Source organism: Neorhizobium sp. DAR64872/K0K18, assembly GCF_050500175.1.
Lineage (GTDB): Bacteria > Pseudomonadota > Alphaproteobacteria > Rhizobiales > Rhizobiaceae > Neorhizobium > Neorhizobium soli.
On the sequence record NZ_CP191445.1, the window covers coordinates 325,209 to 345,199 of the forward strand.

The window sequence follows — 19,991 nt, forward strand, 5'->3', positions numbered from 1 at the left end:
TTCACATGCGCATTCTACTTGTCGACGACAATAAAACGAACCTCTCTCTCCTGACGAGACTCGTCGAGAAACTGCCGGACTGCGTCGCCATTCCCTATCTTCACCCCGAAGACGTGCTGGCAGATGCCCCGGCGCTCGAATTCGACATCGCGGTCATCGATTTCCAGATGCCTGTCTACAGCGGCATCGAGCTGTTGACCGAACTTGTTCGCTTCGAGAATTACCGCGACAAGCCCGTGGTATTTGTCACGGCCGATACCGATACGGCGACGCGCATGGCGGCGCTCAATGCAGGCGCGATCGACTTTCTGACGAAACCCGTGAACCCGTTGGAGTTTCAGGCCCGGATCAAGAACCTGGTCGCCCTCGTGGACGCGCGCAACAAGCTTGCCGACAAGGCCGAGTGGCTTCGTATCGAGGTCGAGAAAGCGGTCGTTGAGCTGCGTGCCCGCGAGGAGGAAATCATTGACCGCTTGACTATCGCAGCAAGTTACAAGGACTTCGAGACGGCCCGGCACACGCGGCGCGTAGGCCTTTATTCCGAGGCAATCGCGCGGGCCTACGGCATGGAGGCGCGGGCTTGTTCCGACATCAGGCTTGCCTCGCCGATGCACGATATCGGAAAGGTCGCCATTCCCGATGCCGTCCTCCTGAAGAACGGCAAGCTGACCGAACAGGAGTTCGCGGCCATGCAGCGACATACGGTCGTCGGCTGCGATATTCTCCGGGAATCGAAGTCGAGTCTTCTGCAGCTTGCTGCCGAAATTGCTGGCAGTCATCATGAACGCTGGGACGGGCAGGGGTACCCGTTCCGTCTTTCGGGTGAGACCATTCCGGTTTCCGGCCGCATCGTCGCTATTGCCGATAATTTCGATGCGTTGACGAGCGCAAGGCCCTACAAAGAGGCGTGGAGCGTGGATCGCGCCGTAGCCCACATACGTGAAAGATCGGGGAGCCACTTCGACCCCCGCTGCGTCGCGGCCTTCGACAAGGCATTGTCCGTCATTCTCGAAATCATGGAGACCGATCGCAGGGAAAGCCTGCTTTCAGTGCCTACAAGCTGCATCCCGGTTCACGCTGGGTGCTCGCAGTCGAAGGAATCCTTTGAACGCTGCCGCCGCGCCATCAGCGATGCCCGCGTGGAGAAAAATGACGGTCCACTGACTGTTGCAATGATGACGTCACCAACAACACAGAACTACGAACTCGAAAATCAACCGACCGCTTTGCAAGGACGATGAAATGAACACTTTGCATCCTTCCAATTCTGCACGTTCCGGTGAGACCCTGGAAATCATCGCGTTCCGCCTTCACGACCAGGAGTTCTGCGTCAGGACGGTGACGATCCGAGAAATCCGCGGCTGGGGCCCTGCGACGCCGATCCCGCATTCACCCAGAGAGGTTCTGGGAGTGATGAACCTCCGCGGTGCAGTGATTCCGATCATCGACCTCGCCTGCAAGCTCGGTATGCGGAGTACCGAACCCAATGAGCGGAGTGCGATCGTCGTGGCGGAAGTCCACGGAATGGCCTTTGGTCTTGTTGTCGACCGGGTCTCGGACATCCTCACGATTCCCGTCGAAAACATGCAGCCTGTGCCTGACATGAACGCGGGTGCCGCGACGAGCTATTCCGACGGCATCATCGTCCAGCCCACAGGAATGATCTGTTTTCTAAACCTGGAACGAATGTTCGAAGGTTTGAATACCGCCGGCCTCATCGCCGCCTGATAGCTGCGCCGTTCGCACTCATCCGCCTAGACGCTCCGTGACTGTCAGATGACAGTTCGGTGCACGACCAAACTCGGCTTGCAGAAGCAGGTACAACCTGAAACGCAACTTACGCCTCAATTGCACAACGTATGAGTATTTGATTAAGACGAATTGCTGATTTTCGCATCGTAACCACAGTTTAACGAATCTGCCCTACAAATCGAGGGAGTGGGTAGGCGCTCGTCTTTTGTCAGCGCGAGACCGATTTCAGGATTTGCACTGCCCAGTAAACGGCAACAATTTTAGTTTGGGCCAATCGTCTAGAATTCCTTTTCCGATCGACCCCTGCGGTACCGGCGAGCAAGACGCCTTGCCACTGCATACGGTCAGTTTTTCCAAAATCCAAAATCTGCGACCATACTGACTTCCGGCCCGTTGTGCCGGTGGCAGGTCGATGCCCGATGAGAGGTTGAAAATGTTGATACGAACAAAGCTTCTAGCCTGTCTTTTCGTCCTCGCTACGGCGCTACTGTCGATGGCTGGTTTTGCTTTCTATGCACTCGATGAAGAAGGCAATCTTGCCAATTCCATCGTTGAAGATCGCGTCATCCCCTTGGCGCAGTTGAAGCAGGTCGCCGACAGTTACGCGGTAAACATCGTCGATACGGTCCACAAGGCCCGCGCGAGAACGTTGACAGCCCGGCAGGCGACCGAAAACATCGAGACCGCCATGAAGGTCATCGACCTGCGATGGCGCGAATATCGCAACACGAAGATGACAGCCGATGAGTCGGCGATCGCTACGACCTTCGAGGCGTCTCGCTCAGCGGCCGATGCAAAGCTGAAAGGCCTGCTGACCCTGATTGCATCCGGCGATCTGGATGCCTTGGGACGCTTCGCCGACGCCGATCTTTATCCGACAATCGATCCGCTTGGTGGTCCCATCGACGAACTGGTGAAGCTTCAGCTTCGTGTCGCAGCCGAAACGCTCGCGACAGGAAAGGAGATGAAGGCTGGCCTGACATTGGTCATGGCGATCATTGCCTTCGCGGGTCTTACCGTCGTGGTGATTTCGGTTTGGACGGTTCGTTCTGCGGTTATCCGGCCGTTGACCGAGATGACGAGGGCCATGACCGAGTTGGCGGGCGGCAAACTTGACGTGCGCATCTTCGGCGAGGGCCGCCGCGACGAGATCGGCACAATGGCAGGCGCCGTTGGTGTCTTCAGGCAAAGTGCGAAAGATCGAGCTCGTCTGGAGGCCGAGGCCGATGCAAACCGCAGCGTTTCGGAGCGGGAGCGTATTGAACGCGACCGGATCAGAGCCGCCGAAGCCGAAGCGATGGAGTTCGCTGTCGATAACCTGAAACATGGTCTCGATCAGCTTGCGAATGGGAACCTCGTGCATCGGATCGATGCAGCATTCGTTGCGCAGCTTGATGTGTTGAGGACGAACTTCAACAGCTCCATGGAAAGGCTCGAGCAGACCTTGCGCACTGTCGGCCAGAACGCGCAGACGATCGCGGCGGGTTCCAACCAGATCATGTCGGCCGCCAATGATCTTTCGAAGCGCACCGAGCAACAGGCTGCCTCTGTTGAAGAAACGGCTGCGGCCCTTGAGCAGATCACGACCACCGTTGCCGGATCGAGCAAGCGTGCCGAAGCCGCTGGTCGCCTTGTCACCGAGACAAAGGACAGTGCCGAAAAGTCTGGCGATGTCGTGCGAAAAGCGATTTCGGCAATGGGCGAAATCGAGCGCTCGTCGAACGAGATCGTCAATATCATAGGGGTCATCGATGATATCGCTTTCCAGACAAATCTGCTGGCATTGAATGCCGGCGTCGAGGCGGCGCGCGCCGGGGAGGCCGGAAAGGGATTTGCCGTCGTCGCCCAGGAGGTCCGTGAACTTGCTCAACGCTCTGCAAAGGCGGCGAAGGAGATCAAAACCCTGATCAACACGTCAGGCGAGCAGGTTCGAAACGGGGTTCAGCTTGTTGCAGAAACCGGAAAATCGCTCACTGAGATCGTCTCCCGCGTCCAGGACGTCAGCGTCAATGTCACCGCCATCGTCGAGGCGGCCAAGGAGCAGGCGGTCGGGCTCAAGGAAATCAATATGGCGGTCAATACGATGGACCAGGGCACGCAACAGAATGCGGCCATGGTCGAACAATCGACTGCAGCCAGCAACAGCCTTGCCCGCGAAGCAGATAACCTTTTCACCATGATTGGTCGGTTCACGTTGAGCAAAGGACGTGACCTTCAACCTCGAACCGGAAACGCCAACGGCGCGCCCCATATGCCGTCCGCAGCCAGAAAGCTGATGGCGAGAGTGAACAGCTCTTTTCCAACAAGTGCAGCTGTCGCCGAGGCGTGGGAGGAGTTTTAGCCGCGGTCTGGTAAGGCTCCCAGGTCGGCCGGGATTACAAGCTACCGATGGTCGCGGCTGAACTAGGATTTGCATTTTTTAAACCCGCGGCCACTGCTTTGTCACGCTTCGTCTCTCTCGCTTCGTCTCTCACGCGTCGGCAAAGATAGCCGGAAATGGCGTGCTGATATCGGCGCTTCAGAGGCGGCACGTTGAACCGTAGCGGACGTATCTACCGTCTCAGCCAAGGCCGCTAAGCCTGCTACACGCCATCAATATCCGTTGGTTCCATAATGCATATTATCTGATAACTGGTTGATGCTCTCTGTTGGGCGGCTCGGATTTTCCACGTCGCTGAAACTGCATCTCCCCTTCGCTTTGACGACAGCGCACGGTATCGCTACCGCGCGCTGTCGACGTCATTCGAAGTTGCTCTAATGACCGTCGTAAGGTTCACTTGAACCCCGACGACCCCGCAGCCCGCTGGTGACTAGTTCCGCTTGGCGCGCCCGGGCTGTGCATTGCTGTCTTGCAGCAAGGTCGCCTGATCGGCGACAATCGCAGACGCCTCGTTTTTCAGGACGTCCTTGGCATTCTTGCGCGCATCCTCAAGAGCGATCTCAGCACTCAAGCTACGTTCATTTGCTTGCAGACCATCGTCTTCGCTGCCGACCAGGCCATTGTTGATCTGCTCGCGAGCCTTCAGACGACTGGCGACGGCTGCGAGTTCTGCCCGGCGTTCGGCCTCGTTGAGCGAGATGACCTTTTTCTCGCGCTGCTGCTTCAGTTCGGCAGCGTCCTCGATGAACCGCTGGAAATCCGGGTCATCCTTGATTCGGGCTTCGTGCTGGGTCTGCAGTTGTGGCAGAACCGATGCGACATTTCCGACTGCGGCATATTTGGCAGGCTTGATACGTGTCCATGGCAGGGCATTGTCATAGCTCGCCTCACCCAGCGTCTTCGGGTCAGAAAGGCCCGGGAGGTTGATATCCGGCGTCACACCGCGAAGCTGGGTCGTACCGCCATCGACGCGGAAGAACTGGGCGATGGTCAGTTTCAATTCGCCGTATTTCGATTCGCTGCTGCGCGTCGCCTGATCGAGATCCACGACGGTCTGCACGGTTCCCTTGCCGAAGCTGGGCTCGCCGATCACAACGCCTCGACCATAATCCTGGATAGCTGCAGCAAAGATCTCGGAGGCCGAAGCCGAACCGCGGTTGATGAGCACGCCGACCGGGCCCGCCCAAGCGGGAGCAGACCGATCGTCTTTCAGGATTTCAACCTTACCCTTGGCATCGCGCTGCTGCACGACCGGTCCCTTGCCGACAAAGAGCCCGGTGAGTTCAATCGCCTCAGACAGGGATCCGCCGCCGTTGTCGCGCAGGTCAATCAGGACGCCATCAACGTTTTCCTGTTTGAGTTCAACGAGCAGCTTGGCGACATCGCGGCTGGCGCTCTTGTAGTTCTTCTCGCCTTTGCGTCTCGCTTCGAAGTCCTCGTAAAAGGCAGGCAGAGTGATCACGCCGATGCGGCGGGTGACACCTTTGTCCTCGACCGGAATAATGCTTTTCTGGGCCGCCTGTTTTTCGAGACTAACCCGGTCGCGCACGAGGCTGATAACCCGGTGGCTTCCGGTCTCACCGGTATCTGCAGGCAGCACGTCCAGACGGACGACAGAATCCTTCGCGCCACGGATCATCTGCACAATTTCGTCGAGGCGCGTACCCACGACGTCCTTCATCGGGCCATCTTCACCTTGCGCAACGCCTGCGATGCGATCGCCGACAGCGAGCTTGCCGGAGAGTTGCGCCGGGCCGCCAGGCACGAGTTCACGGATCGTGGTGTAACCGTCACGTTCTTGCAGAACCGCGCCGATACCGACGAGAGACAGGCTCATGGAGATGTCAAATTCAGCCGCTGCCCTCGCCCCGAAATAGTCCGTGTGCGGGTCAACCGACGTCGTGTAGGCAGCCATGAAAGACTGGAATACATCGTCGCTCTTATAACGGTAGGTCCGATCAAGGACGTTCTGGTAGCGCTTGTCGAGCGTCTCGCGGATCGTCGCGTCCTGGGAGCCTGCCAGTTTCAGGCGCAGCCAGTCGCTTTTCACACGCTTGCGCCAAAGGTCGTTGCTTTCCTGTTGCGACTGCGGCCACGGCGCGTCGTCTCGCAGCACGGAATACTCTTCCCGCTGGGTGAAGTCGAAACCCTGCTTCAGCAACTCACGTGCATAGGTCAGGCGCTCTGAAACGCGCTGCGAATAAACGTTGAAAATCGAGAAGGGAAGCTTCAGGTCCTCGTCTTCGATCGCATCGTCGATCTTCTTGCTGTTCGCGGCAAAGCTGTCGATATCGGATTTGAGAAAAAAGCTCCGGTCCGGATCCAGCGACTTGATGAAGCTGTTCATGATCTTGACCGACAGCGCGTCGTCCAGCGGTACGGGCTTGTAGCTGTAGCGGCCGAGAAACTGTGCGCTGATATTGGCCGCCTGTGCCTGCCGATCGAGCGGAGCCAAGACGGGGGGTGTGCCCGGTTCAAAGGAATAGGCTGCTGGTGCGATGGCAAGAAGTAGACCAAGGAAAGAATATCTCAGACGCATTCCGCTATGTTCCAATTGCGATGTCGGTTCGTTTTGCGCAATGGTGGTGCAACAATGATCGAGTTTTGGCAACTGTCTGGGTGTGCAATATTGCGTGTCCATCGCAAGAACCAGGACGAACGGCGTGCTCAGCGGGCCCCTGATTTCTGAAGAATGCCGTTCGCGGGCGTTCGGTCGTCAGGCTTCAATGCATGATCTTCTGAAGACCGCGCGGCAATCTATTCATGCATTCCGTGCTGTCAGAGGTCACAAGGAACTGGTCCTCGATCATCAGGGCACCAAAGCCATTCCCGTAGAAGGGCGTCTCGAGCGCCACCACCATGCCCGGCTGGATCAGCTCCTCATTTCCCATCGAGAAAAATGGCCATTCCTCGATGCCGGCACTGCCGCCGACCGAATGCCCGAAATGCCCACGATGATATTCGCTCAATCCCCCACGGCGGATGGCGGCCGTGACAACCCGATGCACCGCGCCGAATGTATTGCCGGGCCGGATGTGCTCGAGGCCCGCTTCAAATGCCTCGAGGAGGATCTTGTCGAGATCGTTCGCGAGCGGCGACGCCTCGCCATAGACAAAGGTTCGTGCGCTATCGGAAGAATATCCCTCCACCAGCGTTCCTACATCTGCCTTGATGAGCGCACCCGGAACAACCGTTGCGTTCGCGTCTGAAAGATCCGGGCCAACGGAGATGTAGTCCCATGACCCGGACAGGCTGACGCCCTTCCCGATTGCGAACGCCTTCGCGCCGGATTTCCAAGCGTCGGAAAGCGATTGGACAGAGGAGCCAGTCCGTATGGCCTCGACCATTCTGACGATGCCTGCCTCTGCCGCATTGGCCGCAAGACGCAATCGAGCGATCTCGACCGGCGTCTTCACCGAGCGCAGGCGGCGCAGAACCGCAGATCCATCTGTCAACAAGGCGCGGGGCAGATGGTGCTTCAGCGCGGCAAAATCGGCGGCGGGCATGAACTCCATGTCAACGCCAAGACGAGCCTCAGATAGACCGCGCTCGCGAAGCAGTTCTCCCAGCAGGCAGAAGGACGCTTCGCGATCAAAGGTTTCAGGCCTTTCCCCCGTCGACCTACCTCGGCGATAGCACTGGTCGATTTGCGCGATGGAGCCGGCGTCCGATGTATCGACGGTGTCGATCCAGATCCGATGACTGCGCAGCTCGACATCAGGTGCGGATTTGCGGATGCTTGGAAGGGCGTGATCGCTGACGACGGCGGCAAGCGAGAGCCCCGCATCCGCCGGAACAAAAGCGATTGCTGCCCCTGCCCTGCCCCACATCGTTGCGACGCCAGCGGGTGCGCCGATTGCGTAGCGGAATGCCTCGGGTTGGAATAGCAGCAGGCCATCAAGATCGGCCTCTTGCATCAATCGCTCTGCCCTGTCCCGATCGATATCGCCCACTGCCTGCCCCGTCGTCCGTAAAGATGCACCCCATGACATGGCGCACCGGACATCGGCCGGTCAAGATGCGGTGGCTCAACCCGTCGGCATATGTGTTTGTCGAACGTTCGATCCCGGTAGCGTCTGGGGATTGCGAACGTGCCGGGGATCGCGCAGCAGCGAGATCGAGCACACGATCAGTACGAATATGCCCACGAAAATTAGACCGGGCCGAAGACGAAAACTGTTCACCGAGTATAGGCCTTGTTGCTTCTCACTCAGGCAATGATGACGAACGAAGCTGACTCCCAGCTGAAGGGTGGCCGTTGGTCTAGGGCATTCAGGTGCGTGTCAGGATCCGATGCAAATCCGTGGCAATCGAGTTCGCCGAGGATCAACCAGTGCCGATCTACAGTCTGTCCAGAACCGCACCTCCTTTCTTCCGCCCGCGGATGGGTAGCGTTACCCTGGCTGTGACAGGTGCGCTCTATCTGGCGGCCTTTACCAACCGGATGTTTCTCACGCGGGCTTTCGCCTATTTTGACAGTCACCTCGCCTTTGCTGCCTTCATACTCGGTCTCGCATGCCTTTTCGCAGCGTTGATCGTATCGTTGTCGCTCAAGTATGTCCTGAAGCCGGTTCTGGTCTTTCTTTTCGTGAGCGCTGCTGCGGGCTCCTGGTTCATGGACAGGTTCGGAACGATCATCGACGTCGACATGATCCGCAACGCCGTCCAGACGACGTCGTCTGAAGCAGGGCATCTGTTGACACCGGCCTTCGTGCTGCACATGGCTGTTTTCGGTATCCTGCCATCGCTTCTGGGCTGCTGGGTGAAGATCGAACACAGGCCTTTCTTCGGCAAAGTCTTGTGGAACAGCGCGGCAATCGTTCCACTTCTGCTGGTCGCGCTCGCTTGCGGAATGAGCAGCGCTCGCAGCATTGCCTCGGTCACGCGGCTCCACAAAGACCTGATGATGACACTTAACCCCTTCGTGCCGATCGGCAATGCCATCGGCTTTGCCATGGCAACCGGCGAGGACGAAACCGTCGTCGTGAAATCGCTCGGGACCGATGCCCGCGTCATTGCCCCGACATCCTCCGGCCGACCGCGCGTCGTGGTGATCGTTGTCGGCGAGACGGCCCGTGCCGAGAATTTTTCGCTTGGTGGCTACGGCCGCGACACCAATCCGGAGCTCGCCCGCCGAGACATTACCTACTTCAAGGAAACATCAAGCTGCGGCACGGCAACAGCGGTTTCCGTGCCCTGCATGTTTTCCAACCTGACACGGCGGGGCTATTCCCATCGTGCCGGCCTCGCGAACGAAAATCTGCTCGATGTCCTCGGTCACGCGGGTGTCAAAACGGAGTGGTGGGACGACAACACCGGCAGCAAGAACGTTGCAAGCCGTACCGCCTACCACTCGTTTTCCGATGCAAACGATCCCCGCTACTGCAAAGACAGGGAGTGCCTCGACGAGGGAATGATCGCGGCACTCGATGGCTGGCTCTCGACAGTCAAGGGCGACAGCGTTCTGGTCCTCCATCAGATGGGGAGTCATGGCCCCGCCTATTCTGAGCGCTATCCCACGGCCTTTGCCCGCTTCAAGCCGGAATGCCGCAATGCTGAACTGGGCAATTGCAAAACCGACGAGATCGTCAACGCCTATGACAACACGATCCTTTACACCGACCACATCCTCGCGTCGGTTATCGACAGTCTGAAGGCGCGTCAGGACGTCATCGCTCCAGCCATGATCTACATGTCCGATCACGGCGAGTCGCTCGGTGAGCATGGCCTTTATCTGCACGGCGCTCCGTATGTCGTTGCGCCATCGCAGCAGACCCACGTGCCCTTTGTGCTGTGGCAAGGGTCGGAGTTGAAAACCACGACCGATCCGCAATGCCTCTCTTCCCGAGCGGCTGCACCCGCCTCACATGACAATCTGTTTCACACCGTACTCGGAATGATGTCCGTTCGGACTTCGAGCTACAAGCCGGACCTTGACGTAATGGCATCGTGCCGGCGGGTGAGAGACAGTAGCGGCGTTGCCAGCGCGCGTGCAGACTTCTGACCCGTTCGACACTGGTGGTAGTCCGGTCAGACAGTTCTTTTCGACATCGTTTGCTGCGTTGGCAACAGGCCTCTCGTGCTTCGCTTGTGTGCGCACGATTGTCGCTCCACTTCCTGAGATTTCCGGCTATTCTCGCCTTCGGATCGCCGAAGCGAAATGGCAAAGGGATGGAGCGGACTGCTTGAGAGTTCTTCTGGTCGAGGATGACGTGACACTCGGGGAAGCGGTGCGCGACCATGTGGCGAGCGCCGACCATGCCGTCGACTGGACCAAGACGCTTGACGCTGCAGAGAGTGCCCTCTCGACGACCGGCTACGGTCTTGTCCTTCTGGATCTGCGCCTGCCGGATGGCAGCGGCATCGCGCTTTTGAAACGCCTGCGCGCCAAGGGTATCACCACGCCGGTAATCATTCTGACGGCACATGACCAGATTTCAGATCGCATCGAAGGATTGAACAGCGGTGCAGACGACTACCTCGTGAAGCCTTTCAACCTGGGTGAGCTGACGGCGCGCATGTTGGCGGTCAGTCGCCGTTACAGCGGCCGTCCGGTTTCGCTTCTTCGCGTGGGCGATCTCGAGATCGATGCGACCGACCGCCGCGTTACCGCAACGGGCACCGTCATCGAACTTTCCAGCCGAGAATGGGCCGTGCTTGACGCGCTGTCGTCTCGTGTCGGCGCGGTCGTTTCCAAATCACAGATCGAGGAAGCGCTTTACGCCTTCGGCTCGGAAATCGAGAGCAATACCGTCGAAGTCTATGTCAGCCGCTTGCGCAAGAAGCTTGGCCGCGACCACATCACAACACTGCGCGGAATTGGATATCGGCTAGGGTAGATCGATGAGCATGCTTCTTTCCAAGTCGGCGCCTTCCATGACCCGGCGTCTGATTTTGTGGCTGACCGTGGTGATGGCGTTTCTCTGGCTGCTTGCCGTGGGCCTCGGCCTGGTTGTGATGGAAGAGGAGCTCGCCGAAATTTTCGATGGCACTCTGCAGGATACGGCCGAGAGACTGGTTCCTCTTGCCGTCGACGACCTTGAACATCGCAGCCTCGTCGGCGCCTCCCCCCAACAACTACAGACCGCGAGTTCGAGCGGCGAACGGGAGTACCTGATCTATCAGGTGAGAGACACGGCCGGGCGGATCCTGATCCGTTCCCATGATGCGCCGGCAGAACCTTTCGAGGCGCCTCTGAAGGCAGGGCTGTGGCGAAGCGACACCTATCAATTTTATACCGCGGCGAATGGCGATCGGAGTGTCTTCGTGCAGGTCGCCGACGCTTTCGAAAACAGAGAAGAAGCGCTTCGCGAAGGCGCCATGGCACTGTTTCTGCCACTTCTGCTGCTCATTCCCGTCTGCGGAATGGCGATCTGGTTCGTGGTGCGGCGAGCTGTCCGTCCCGTCGGTGCATTGCGCGAGGAGATCGAAACCAAGGACGGCGGCAACACCGAGCCGATCGACGCGACGGCGCTTCCGAAAGAGTTGATGCCGATTGCCGCATCGGTCAATCGGCTGATGCAGCGGCTGCGCACAGCACTTGATGCAGAGCGTGAATTTACCGCCAACAGCGCCCACGAGCTGAGAACGCCGATTGCGGGCGCGCTGGCGCAGACTCAGATGCTGGTCGCCGAACTTGTGGGAAGCCCTCATCGCCGGCGTGCCGACCAGGTTGAAGCCTCATTGACGCGACTGAGCCACCTTGCGGAAAAGATGCTGCAGCTGTCGCGCGCAGAAGCTGGCATCGGCCTCGCCGACCACGCCGTCGATCTCGGTCGCGTTCTGGACATGGTGGTGACCGATTTTCAGCGCGGCATGGCGGATCCGCAACGGCTTGTCCTCCACCATCCAGCCGGCGCGCGCCTGACGGCGCCGGTGAGCGAAGACGCGTTCGCGATCGTGCTGCGCAATCTGATCGAAAACGCACTCATTCACGGGACGCCGGATAAACCGGTCGAGGTATTTCTTGAGGATGGTGGCCCAGTGCGCATTACCAACGGATCGCCGGTTATGAGTGCGATTGAACTCGCCGCCATTCGCAAGCGCTTCGGGCGTGGCCGGACCGAAGCCGAAGGCTCCGGTCTCGGTCTTTCCATTGTGGACCGACTACTCGGTCAGATGAACGGACAGTTGATCCTCGCATCTCCGGCGACAGGACGCTCCGACGGTTTCGAAGCGCGGATAGAACTGCGCCATCTCTAGGCGATCGACGAGCTCGTTCACATCGGAGGCACGACGCCGTTGGTGCCGACAACGACCCGGCCGCTCGACATGGAGCCATCGGCCGCCTTTTCCGACGGCACAAACACAGTCGCGCCTGCCTTGATATCCGCTTCGACTGCTGACGCGAACGTCACGATCGGTGTGCCCTCAGGGATCGAGATCTTTTTCTCCTGGCCATTGTACGTCACGGTGACTGTGTGGCCATCGACGGATTTGACCGCATCGGCAACCGTCGCATTGGTCATCGAGCTGTTCGGCTTCAGATCCCAGGCGTAGCTGCCTTCGCCGGTGCCTTTCATCGCCGCCGGGAAGATCAGAACTTCAAGAGCGCCGTCACCGCCATCGGCAGTCGGCAGCGAGGCGATCCCTACAAAGTCACCAGGCTTGATGTCATCGATAGAGGCCTTGGCAACGCTCGACACCTTCCAGTCATCCTTGAGCATGATCTTGGCATTCGTGCCTTCGCGGGTTTTGACAGACAGGGTCTTGCCTTGGAGGCTCTCGACTGTACCGCGGACCCGGACGGTGTCTGCCGCAAAGGCCGAAACACCGAGCGTGACGGCGATCAGTGCGCCTGAGAGTATCGTAAAGCCGGTTCTGGAAATGGAGGACATGGTCTCTTCCTTTTTGAAACCCTTAAGGTCGTGTCGTGCTGCCGGTGGATTCGGGTTGGAAATCCTCCGACCTTCGCCGAGCGCGGCACGATGCCGGCGCGGAATTGTTGTCGCGCAGAGGCGACAGATCAGTCTCTCGCCCTCATCGGCCACCTGACGATGCCCGCCGCAAACAGGGCGATCCAGATCAGAACAGGCTGTAACGGCAATCGGACAATGTGATAAAGCCACTGCCACTGCGAGGCGTCTGGCGCAGTCAGGCTGGTAACTGCGTGCTTGATATTGGCAGGAAACACGCAGGCTGCGTAAAGCGCCAGGCCAATGCCCGCATACCGACGCGACCACGGAACAAGCAATCCGATCGCGCCTGCGATCTCGCAGAGGCCCGTTACAAGAATCACCTCCGGTGCATCAGGGACCCAGCTGGGTGTGATGCTGAGAAACGGCCGCGGCACGGTAATATGCAGGACGCCCGCTGCGGCATAGAACAGGAAGAGGCCCAACCGGCACCGACGGCGCCAGACGGTTAGGTCCTGTCCCTCGCGTTCCCTGGCGGGTTCAATCCTTTGCATCTGCCGCTATCCGTCGCTCGACCGACCTTGCAATGGAGGCTAAGTCCCTGCGTCGGCCCGCAACGCTTTCCATGGCAGCCACCGCCAGATCCCTTGCGACGTAGTCGGACTTGTGCCCGAGCTTGTGGACGACGATCAGTTTTGCGCCGCGGATATCGCGCGCCAGATGTTTGGCATGGATTTCGGGAGACACGATCTCATCGGCATCACCGGTGATGATCACGGTCGGCGCCTTGATCTTCGGATATTGTCGCGAGGCGGTACGTGCCCAGTCGCTGAGCGCCGAGATTTCCCGCGCATTATGGCGAAATGCGGTTGGGCTCAGCGCCTGAAACGCATTGGTCTCGGCAATATAGCCGGCTGGGACAGGATTGGGAGAGAAGACTGCGCTGGCCGCCCCCTTGATCGCCAGCAGCCCCACCGGTGGAACGACGAGCGCGCTGAAGACCTGGCCCGTGACAGGGGCTGTGGCTGCAGAATAATACCATGCGACGCTTCCGTCCCAGGGGTAGACCGCCGGCGACAGGAAGACGAGACCGGACACCATGTCCGGATGCCGAACTGCAAATGCTGCGGCGATGGCGCCCCCGAAGGAATGGCCGACGATGATGGCCTTGCCGATCCCCCGCTTCCTCATCAGTTGCGCGACGGCATCAGCCTGGCCATCCGGAAGGATATTCTGTTCGCCTCCGATATCGGAACTGCCATGTCCCGGTCGGTCGACAAACAGCAGTCGCGCCCTGCCCTGCAACGTCTTCCTGAACGAAAAGAGGGGATCTTTGAGGCTCGTGCTCGCACCATGGAGAAAAACGATCGGGGGAAGATCCGCTTTTTTGTCCGGCTCGATCAGAACGCTGTTGAGTTTGTAACCGCCGACATCGATCCGGACCGCTTGTGGCACATGGTCATCGGCCGTCACCTGCCGCGCGCCGACGATGCCGAACGCCGCGAGCGCAAACCCCAGAAGCAAGACAATCTTTTGCATTAGTCCTCAATGCGTTTCGCCGAAATGAGCATTTCGCTCCTACTACGCGCTCGGGACAAGGAAAGTTTCAGTCCGGAATGATCAAAGGCGCAAGAGGCGCCCATAGTCGCAACACGCCGCGTTTGACAGCGGCGACGACGGGCGCGTTGCGGCGGATCGCATCTTCGGCCGTTTCTGCGGCAACAAGAATGAATTCGGCCTTCGCCCCCACAGCGATCGGTGGCGCCAGCATCCCCGTGATCTTCTCCGCATCTGTCGACACCATCTCGAAAACGCTGTGCATATCAGCTGCCGTCGAGAGCTGATCGAGATTGGCGTAGAGGCCTGCCATCCGAAGCAGTGAGGCGTCGCCGTACGGTGTGAACGGGTTTTGCACATTGTTGGTGGCGAGCGCGACATCCACCCCGAAGCGCTTCATCTGGGCTGCCGGAGCGATCCCGCGCGGCCGCATCGGGTTGTCGCGCGATCCGTTCAAAAACGCGTCTGTCGCGGGCAAGACGACGAGAGCGATACCGGCCTCGGCCATGCTCCGCGCCATCCTCTCACGCTCGTCAGGGTCGAAGGCTGCAAGCTTCGTTGCATGGCCGACAGTGACACGCCCACCCAAGCCGAAGGCTTCGGTCTGCCTGATGATCTCGGGCAAAATGGAATTTCCGGGATCGAGATCGAAGTCGGCGTGGAAGTCGACATCAACGTTGTAACGACGGGCAAGGCCGAAGATGAGCTCGACATGGGCAACGGGATCAGGGTCCGTATAAGGACATCCGCCAATCAGATCCGCACCCATCCTCATGGCTTCGTGAAGAAGGTCGATGGTTTCAGGCTCGTTGGTCAGGCCTTCCTGCACGAAGGCGCAAAGCTGGACGTCGATGAGACCCGACCATCTGCGCTTCAGCCGCAGCAGACCTTCCAGACTTCGAAGACCTGCGCGTGGATCCACCTCGACGAAGCTGCGCATGCGCTGCGTACCCGCACGCACAGCCAATTCCAAGACTTGCGCGCCGCGCGCTTCGACATCCTCTGCGGTAAAACTGCGTTTCGCTTGCGCCGTCAGCCGAACGGCTTCAGCAAGGGTCCCCTCACACAGCGGGCAGCGGCCAAGGATCATCGCCTTGTCGAGATGGACATGCGCATCCGTCAGTCCCGGCAGGATCAGCACCCCTCCAGCATCGAGACGCGGCGACGATAGCTGTGCGGTCTGCTCTCCGATCGCGACTATCACGCCGTTCGAAACACTCAGCGACATGCCTTGGCGACCGTCCGCCAATCTCAGATTGTCGATGATAAAAGTACTCTGCCCGACAACGCCCATGAGACCACGCTGAGTAAACCGCTTCATAAAGACCAGACGTCGTTACTCGCCCATCACCCAACAATGCAAATATCCCATGTCGCAGTGCAACGCGAGTGTTTCTCAGAGCGACTGCGGGGAGTTGCGTTGGCTGTGTAACGGTCGGGAAATCGGCTTGTTGGGACGATTGCGCGTCGCAGTCTAGCTCACTGGCTCACAAAGTCTGGAGGTTCGCAATTTGGGCTAGAGCATGATTTTCATTGTTTCACGGTTTCGTGATGGCCGGTCTGAAATCCGGGTTCGATAGGGCGAGATGCTCGTTGATGCAGTGGATCTGCGATGGATGAGCGCGCTTCGGGAGATTTTCCGGCCCATGCAAATTGGATTTTTTGATGGACATCCACATCTCTCGCTCTACAAACAGGTCATGGACGGGCTGCAGATGCGCATAACGAATGTGCGTCTGAAGCGCGCTTTTAGTGCGTGACGTCTGACTTGATACAATCCTCGCGATACGCTGATCGGATTGGTTCTGCGCCGGCGATGGCTATATCGCCCAAATAAAATACACGGACGACCTCTGGCCGGAAAGCCTATGCTTCCGCCGTAGAGTAGATCCGACTGTCTAGGAGAATGCCCGCGCTACCGAGCCCGGGCCAAATTTTTAATGGCTTATGCAACTGAAAATGACGCGCCGCTCGAAGTGACACCGACCAAGATCAGTCTAAACAACGTCTACAAAATCTTCGGCGAGCGGCCTGACAAGGCCTTGGACATGATCCGCGCCGGCAAGACAAAATCCGAAATCCATTCAGCGACCGGTTGCTCCGTCGGTGTCAACGACGCGAGCTTCGAGATCAAAGCTGGCGAGATTTTCGTGATCATGGGCCTGTCCGGCTCCGGAAAATCCACCCTCCTTCGTCTGCTGAACAGGCTCATCGAGCCGACATCCGGTGCGATAAAAATCGACGGGCGTGACATCACCCAGATGTCGCGCAAGGAACTGATCGATCTGCGGCGCCGCGATATCAGCATGGTGTTCCAGTCCTTCGCGCTTCTGCCCAACCGTACCGTGCTCAACAACGCTTCCTTCGGTCTCGAGGTCGCAGGCGTCAACGAAGCCGAGCGTCGGCAGAAGGCTCTCGTTGCTTTGAAGGCCGTGGGCCTCGACGGTTACGAGGACAGCCTTCCGGATCAGCTGTCCGGCGGCATGAAGCAGCGCGTCGGCCTTGCCCGTGCTTTGGCCAGTGAACCGACCATTCTTCTCATGGACGAAGCCTTCTCCGCACTTGACCCGCTTATCCGGACCGAGATGCAGGACGAGTTGGTCCGTCTTCAGTCCGAACAAAGCCGCACGATCGTCTTCGTCAGCCACGATCTCGACGAAGCCATGCGGATCGGCGACCGTATCTGCATCATGCAGAACGGCAGCGTCATTCAGGTCGGCACGCCGGACGAGATCGTCATGAGCCCGGCCAATGATTACGTCCGCTCCTTCTTCCGCAATGTTGATGTCAGCCATGTCTTCAAGGCCGGCGATGTTGCCCGCAAGACCCAGGTCACGATCATCGACCGTCAGGGTGTATCGGCCGCCGCCGCACTCGAACGCATGAAGCACTTCGACCGCGAATACGCGATCATTCTTGGTCGCGACAAGACCTACCAGGGAATGGTCAGCCAGACATCGCTAGTCGAAAAGCTGCGCGCCAAGGCGGATGATCCCTACCGCGGAGCATTTCTCACCGGGATCGAGACAATCGCAGCCGACGAACCGCTCTCCAACGTTCTCGGCACGGTCGCCGCCAGCGCCTGGCCGGTCCCCGTCATCGATGACGCCAAGCGCTATCTCGGATCGATCAGCAAAACGACGCTGCTTGAAACGCTCGACCGCGCCAGCTGATTTCCATTCACGACCTTAGAATTGTTGCAGCGCCCTGCCGGCTCATGATGCAGGCGGCGCTGTAGCCGGCCAGAAACCGGAGACAGACATGAATTTCAACATCGGCGACGGCATCGATACAGCCGTCAACTACATCCTCGACAACTTCTCCCCCTTTCTCGATCTGATCGCGTCGGCGATCGGCTTTGTGACCGGGACGATTCAGGATGCGCTGCTTGCGCTCCCGATGCCCGTCGGCATTGCCATCTTTGTTGCGCTATCCCTCTGGCGGGTCGGCCTCGGCTTCGGCCTGCTGACCGGCATCGCACTTTGGCTGGTGGACCACATGGGTCTTTGGAGCGCCATGATGGAGACGCTTTCCCTGGTGATCGCGTCGACGCTGATGGCGATGATCATCGGCCTGCCGCTCGGCATTGCCATGGCGCGCAAGGATAGTGTCGCAGCCATCGTCCGGCCCATCCTCGATCTGATGCAGACCATGCCGGCGTTCGTCTACCTCATTCCGGCAGCGATGTTCTTCGGGCTTGGAGCGGTACCGGGTGCCATCGCCACGGTGATCTTTGCAATGCCGCCTGTCGTGCGACTGACCAATCTTGGCATCCGCCAGGTACATCACGAGTTTATCGAGGCAGGCAACGCGTTTGGCTGCACCTCGACGCAGCTTCTGTTCAAGATCCAGCTTCCCAATGCCCTGCCCTCGATCATGGCCGGTATCAACCAGACGATCATGCTGTCGCTGTCGATGGTCGTCATCGCTTCGATGATCGGCGCCGGCGGGCTCGGCAACACGGTCCTGACCGGTATCCAGCGCCTGGATGTGGGCACGGGTTTCGAGGGCGGTCTTGCCGTCGTCATCCTGGCCGTCATTCTCGACCGGATCACCCAGAGCCTCGGCCAGAAATCCAGAAAGCCGAACGCCCTCTGGCGCGCGCTTTTCAAGAGAAACGAGCGTGAGGATATGGTGACGGCAACCGCCTGATCCAGTCCTTCGCCGAACCGTGCGGGTGATGAACCCGCAATTGCAAACCTCCCAAAAAGGAGACTACATGTTCAAGACCCTCGCAACCCTCGGGCTCGCCGCCACCCTCATCGGTGGATCTGTGACCGCAACGATGGCGCAGGACGCCAAGCCGGTAAAGATCGGCTGGTCCGCTTGGTCCGATGCTGAATTTGTCACCAAGCTCGCCGCCAAGCTCATCAAGGATGAACTCGGCACGGAAGTCGAGCTGGTACAGTCCGATGTCGCTCCGCTCTACCAGGGTGTCAGCCGCGGCGATCTCGACGCGATGATGATGGCCTGGTTGCCGCAGACCCATGCGGACTATTACGACAAGGTGAAAGACAAGGTCGAAACGCTCGGTACCGTCTATGATGGCGCAAAGCTGGGCTGGGTCGTTCCGGCCTATATCCCGGAAAGCGAGATCGCTTCGATCGAGGATCTGAAGAAGCCTGAAGTGCAGAAGAAGCTTTCCGGCATCGTGCAGGGCATCGATCCGGGCGCAGGTCTGACACGGTTGTCAGAAAAGGCCGTGAAGGATTACGGTCTCGACGACTACAAGCTGCAGATCTCCAGTGAGGCGGGCATGCTGACGACGGTCGATCGCGCCATGCGCAGCGAAAAGTGGTTCGTCGCCACGTCCTGGAGCCCCCATTGGATGTTCGGAAAGTACAAGCTTCGTTACCTGACCGACCCCAAGAAGTCGTTGGGTGAAGCAGAGCATGTCGACGTTCTCGCCCGCAAGGATTTCAAGACCGAAAATCCGAAGGTTGCCGGCTTCCTCTCGCGCATGAAGCTGCCGATCGCTGATCTCGAAGCGGGGATGTTTACCGCGCAGGAGACGTCCTACGACGAAGCGGTCGCAAAATACATCAAGGACCATCCGGATCAGGTCAAGGCCTGGGTTGGAGAAGACGGCTGACATAGGCCTCGGGCTTCGCGGTTATCCGCGGAGCCCTTTTGCTACTTGATGCCAGCGTCCAGTTGTTAGGAGCAGACGATGTTTATTGACGGAACGGATCTCGACCAGGCTACCGGCGATACGCTCGGCGGGCGTATCTCCCTGGCACGCGATGCGACTGATCTTTCGGTAGATGATGCTGCCCACATGTCCGGTGTGGAACGGAGTGTCTGGGAGGCCTGGGAGAACGACCGTGACGCACCGATCGCAACCGATCTCGAGATCGTCGCACGCTCCCTGCAGGTAAGCCTCGCCTGGTTGATCACCGGCCGCGGTGTCGGGCCGAAGTGGGACAGCTAGACTGTCAGCGTTGAAG

At 59.0% G+C, this 19,991-nt stretch carries 15 protein-coding genes and 1 pseudogene; 10 read left to right on the forward strand and 6 right to left on the reverse strand.

Annotation, left to right across the window (positions count from 1 at the left end):
* The first annotated feature begins 5 nt into the window (after positions 1–5).
* The 3 genes and pseudogenes from ACQY1P_RS01485 to ACQY1P_RS01495 form a co-directional block, all read left to right on the forward strand.
* Positions 6–1,241 (forward strand): HD-GYP domain-containing protein, encoded by a 1,236-nt coding sequence (locus tag ACQY1P_RS01485; protein WP_082471774.1) that lies wholly within the window; start codon positions 6–8, stop codon positions 1,239–1,241.
* Between the two features lies 1 nt (position 1,242).
* Positions 1,243–1,728: a chemotaxis protein CheW gene (locus ACQY1P_RS01490; RefSeq protein ID WP_062459796.1), complete on the forward strand. Its 486-nt coding sequence runs from the start codon at positions 1,243–1,245 to the stop codon at positions 1,726–1,728.
* Between the two features lie 457 nt (positions 1,729–2,185).
* Positions 2,186–3,832, forward strand: a pseudogene (locus ACQY1P_RS01495) (HAMP domain-containing methyl-accepting chemotaxis protein); the annotation flags it as partial.
* Between the two features lie 730 nt (positions 3,833–4,562).
* Here ACQY1P_RS01495 and ACQY1P_RS01500 read toward each other — a convergent pair.
* Together ACQY1P_RS01500 and ACQY1P_RS01505 are read right to left on the reverse strand one after the other, a co-directional pair.
* Entirely contained in the window at positions 4,563–6,671 is a 2,109-nt protein-coding gene (locus ACQY1P_RS01500; RefSeq protein WP_430253623.1) for a carboxy terminal-processing peptidase, read from the reverse strand.
* A 184-nt stretch (positions 6,672–6,855) separates the two neighbouring features.
* Entirely contained in the window at positions 6,856–8,085 is a 1,230-nt protein-coding gene (locus ACQY1P_RS01505; protein WP_430253625.1) for a M24 family metallopeptidase, read from the reverse strand.
* Between the two features lie 380 nt (positions 8,086–8,465).
* Between ACQY1P_RS01505 and ACQY1P_RS01510 the strand changes: the two genes are divergently transcribed.
* From ACQY1P_RS01510 to ACQY1P_RS01520, 3 genes are all read left to right on the forward strand, one after another.
* Positions 8,466–10,136: a phosphoethanolamine transferase gene (locus ACQY1P_RS01510; RefSeq protein WP_430253627.1), complete on the forward strand. Its 1,671-nt coding sequence runs from the start codon at positions 8,466–8,468 to the stop codon at positions 10,134–10,136.
* Between the two features lie 181 nt (positions 10,137–10,317).
* On the forward strand, positions 10,318–10,971 hold the full coding sequence (locus ACQY1P_RS01515; RefSeq protein ID WP_113165382.1) for a response regulator: 654 nt from the start codon (positions 10,318–10,320) through the stop codon (positions 10,969–10,971).
* A 4-nt stretch (positions 10,972–10,975) separates the two neighbouring features.
* A complete protein-coding gene (locus ACQY1P_RS01520) occupies positions 10,976–12,334 on the forward strand; it encodes a histidine kinase dimerization/phospho-acceptor domain-containing protein (RefSeq protein WP_430249825.1) in 1,359 nt (452 codons plus the stop codon).
* Between the two features lie 17 nt (positions 12,335–12,351).
* Here ACQY1P_RS01520 and ACQY1P_RS01525 read toward each other — a convergent pair whose 3' ends face one another.
* The 4 genes from ACQY1P_RS01525 to ACQY1P_RS01540 all read right to left on the reverse strand — a co-directional run bounded on the left by ACQY1P_RS01525 (position 12,352) and on the right by ACQY1P_RS01540 (position 15,865).
* Positions 12,352–12,969: a hypothetical protein gene (locus ACQY1P_RS01525; protein WP_062578413.1), complete on the reverse strand. Its 618-nt coding sequence runs from the start codon at positions 12,967–12,969 to the stop codon at positions 12,352–12,354.
* A 128-nt stretch (positions 12,970–13,097) separates the two neighbouring features.
* Positions 13,098–13,541, reverse strand: coding sequence for a DoxX family protein (locus tag ACQY1P_RS01530; protein ID WP_430253629.1), 444 nt, complete (start codon positions 13,539–13,541; stop codon positions 13,098–13,100).
* Positions 13,528–14,526, reverse strand: a complete 999-nt coding sequence (locus ACQY1P_RS01535) for an alpha/beta fold hydrolase (protein WP_430253631.1) — start codon at positions 14,524–14,526, stop codon at positions 13,528–13,530. The genes ACQY1P_RS01530 and ACQY1P_RS01535 overlap by 14 nt, the downstream gene beginning before the upstream one ends.
* A 67-nt stretch (positions 14,527–14,593) precedes the next feature.
* Positions 14,594–15,865, reverse strand: a complete 1,272-nt coding sequence (locus ACQY1P_RS01540) for an amidohydrolase family protein (protein ID WP_430253633.1) — start codon at positions 15,863–15,865, stop codon at positions 14,594–14,596.
* A 619-nt stretch (positions 15,866–16,484) separates the two neighbouring features.
* Here ACQY1P_RS01540 and proV point away from each other — a divergent pair.
* The 4 genes from proV to ACQY1P_RS01560 all read left to right on the forward strand — a co-directional run bounded on the left by proV (position 16,485) and on the right by ACQY1P_RS01560 (position 19,975).
* On the forward strand, positions 16,485–17,717 hold the full coding sequence (gene proV, locus ACQY1P_RS01545) for a glycine betaine/L-proline ABC transporter ATP-binding protein ProV (RefSeq protein ID WP_430253635.1): 1,233 nt from the start codon (positions 16,485–16,487) through the stop codon (positions 17,715–17,717).
* Between the two features lie 88 nt (positions 17,718–17,805).
* Positions 17,806–18,696, forward strand: a complete 891-nt coding sequence (locus ACQY1P_RS01550) for an ABC transporter permease (protein WP_062459766.1) — start codon at positions 17,806–17,808, stop codon at positions 18,694–18,696.
* A 67-nt stretch (positions 18,697–18,763) separates the two neighbouring features.
* On the forward strand, positions 18,764–19,636 hold the full coding sequence (locus ACQY1P_RS01555) for a glycine betaine ABC transporter substrate-binding protein (protein ID WP_062577989.1): 873 nt from the start codon (positions 18,764–18,766) through the stop codon (positions 19,634–19,636).
* Positions 19,637–19,714: 78 nt separating this feature from the next.
* Complete coding sequence (locus tag ACQY1P_RS01560; RefSeq protein WP_062577991.1) at positions 19,715–19,975, forward strand: helix-turn-helix domain-containing protein; 261 nt, start codon at positions 19,715–19,717, stop codon at positions 19,973–19,975.
* Positions 19,976–19,991 lie beyond the last annotated feature (16 nt).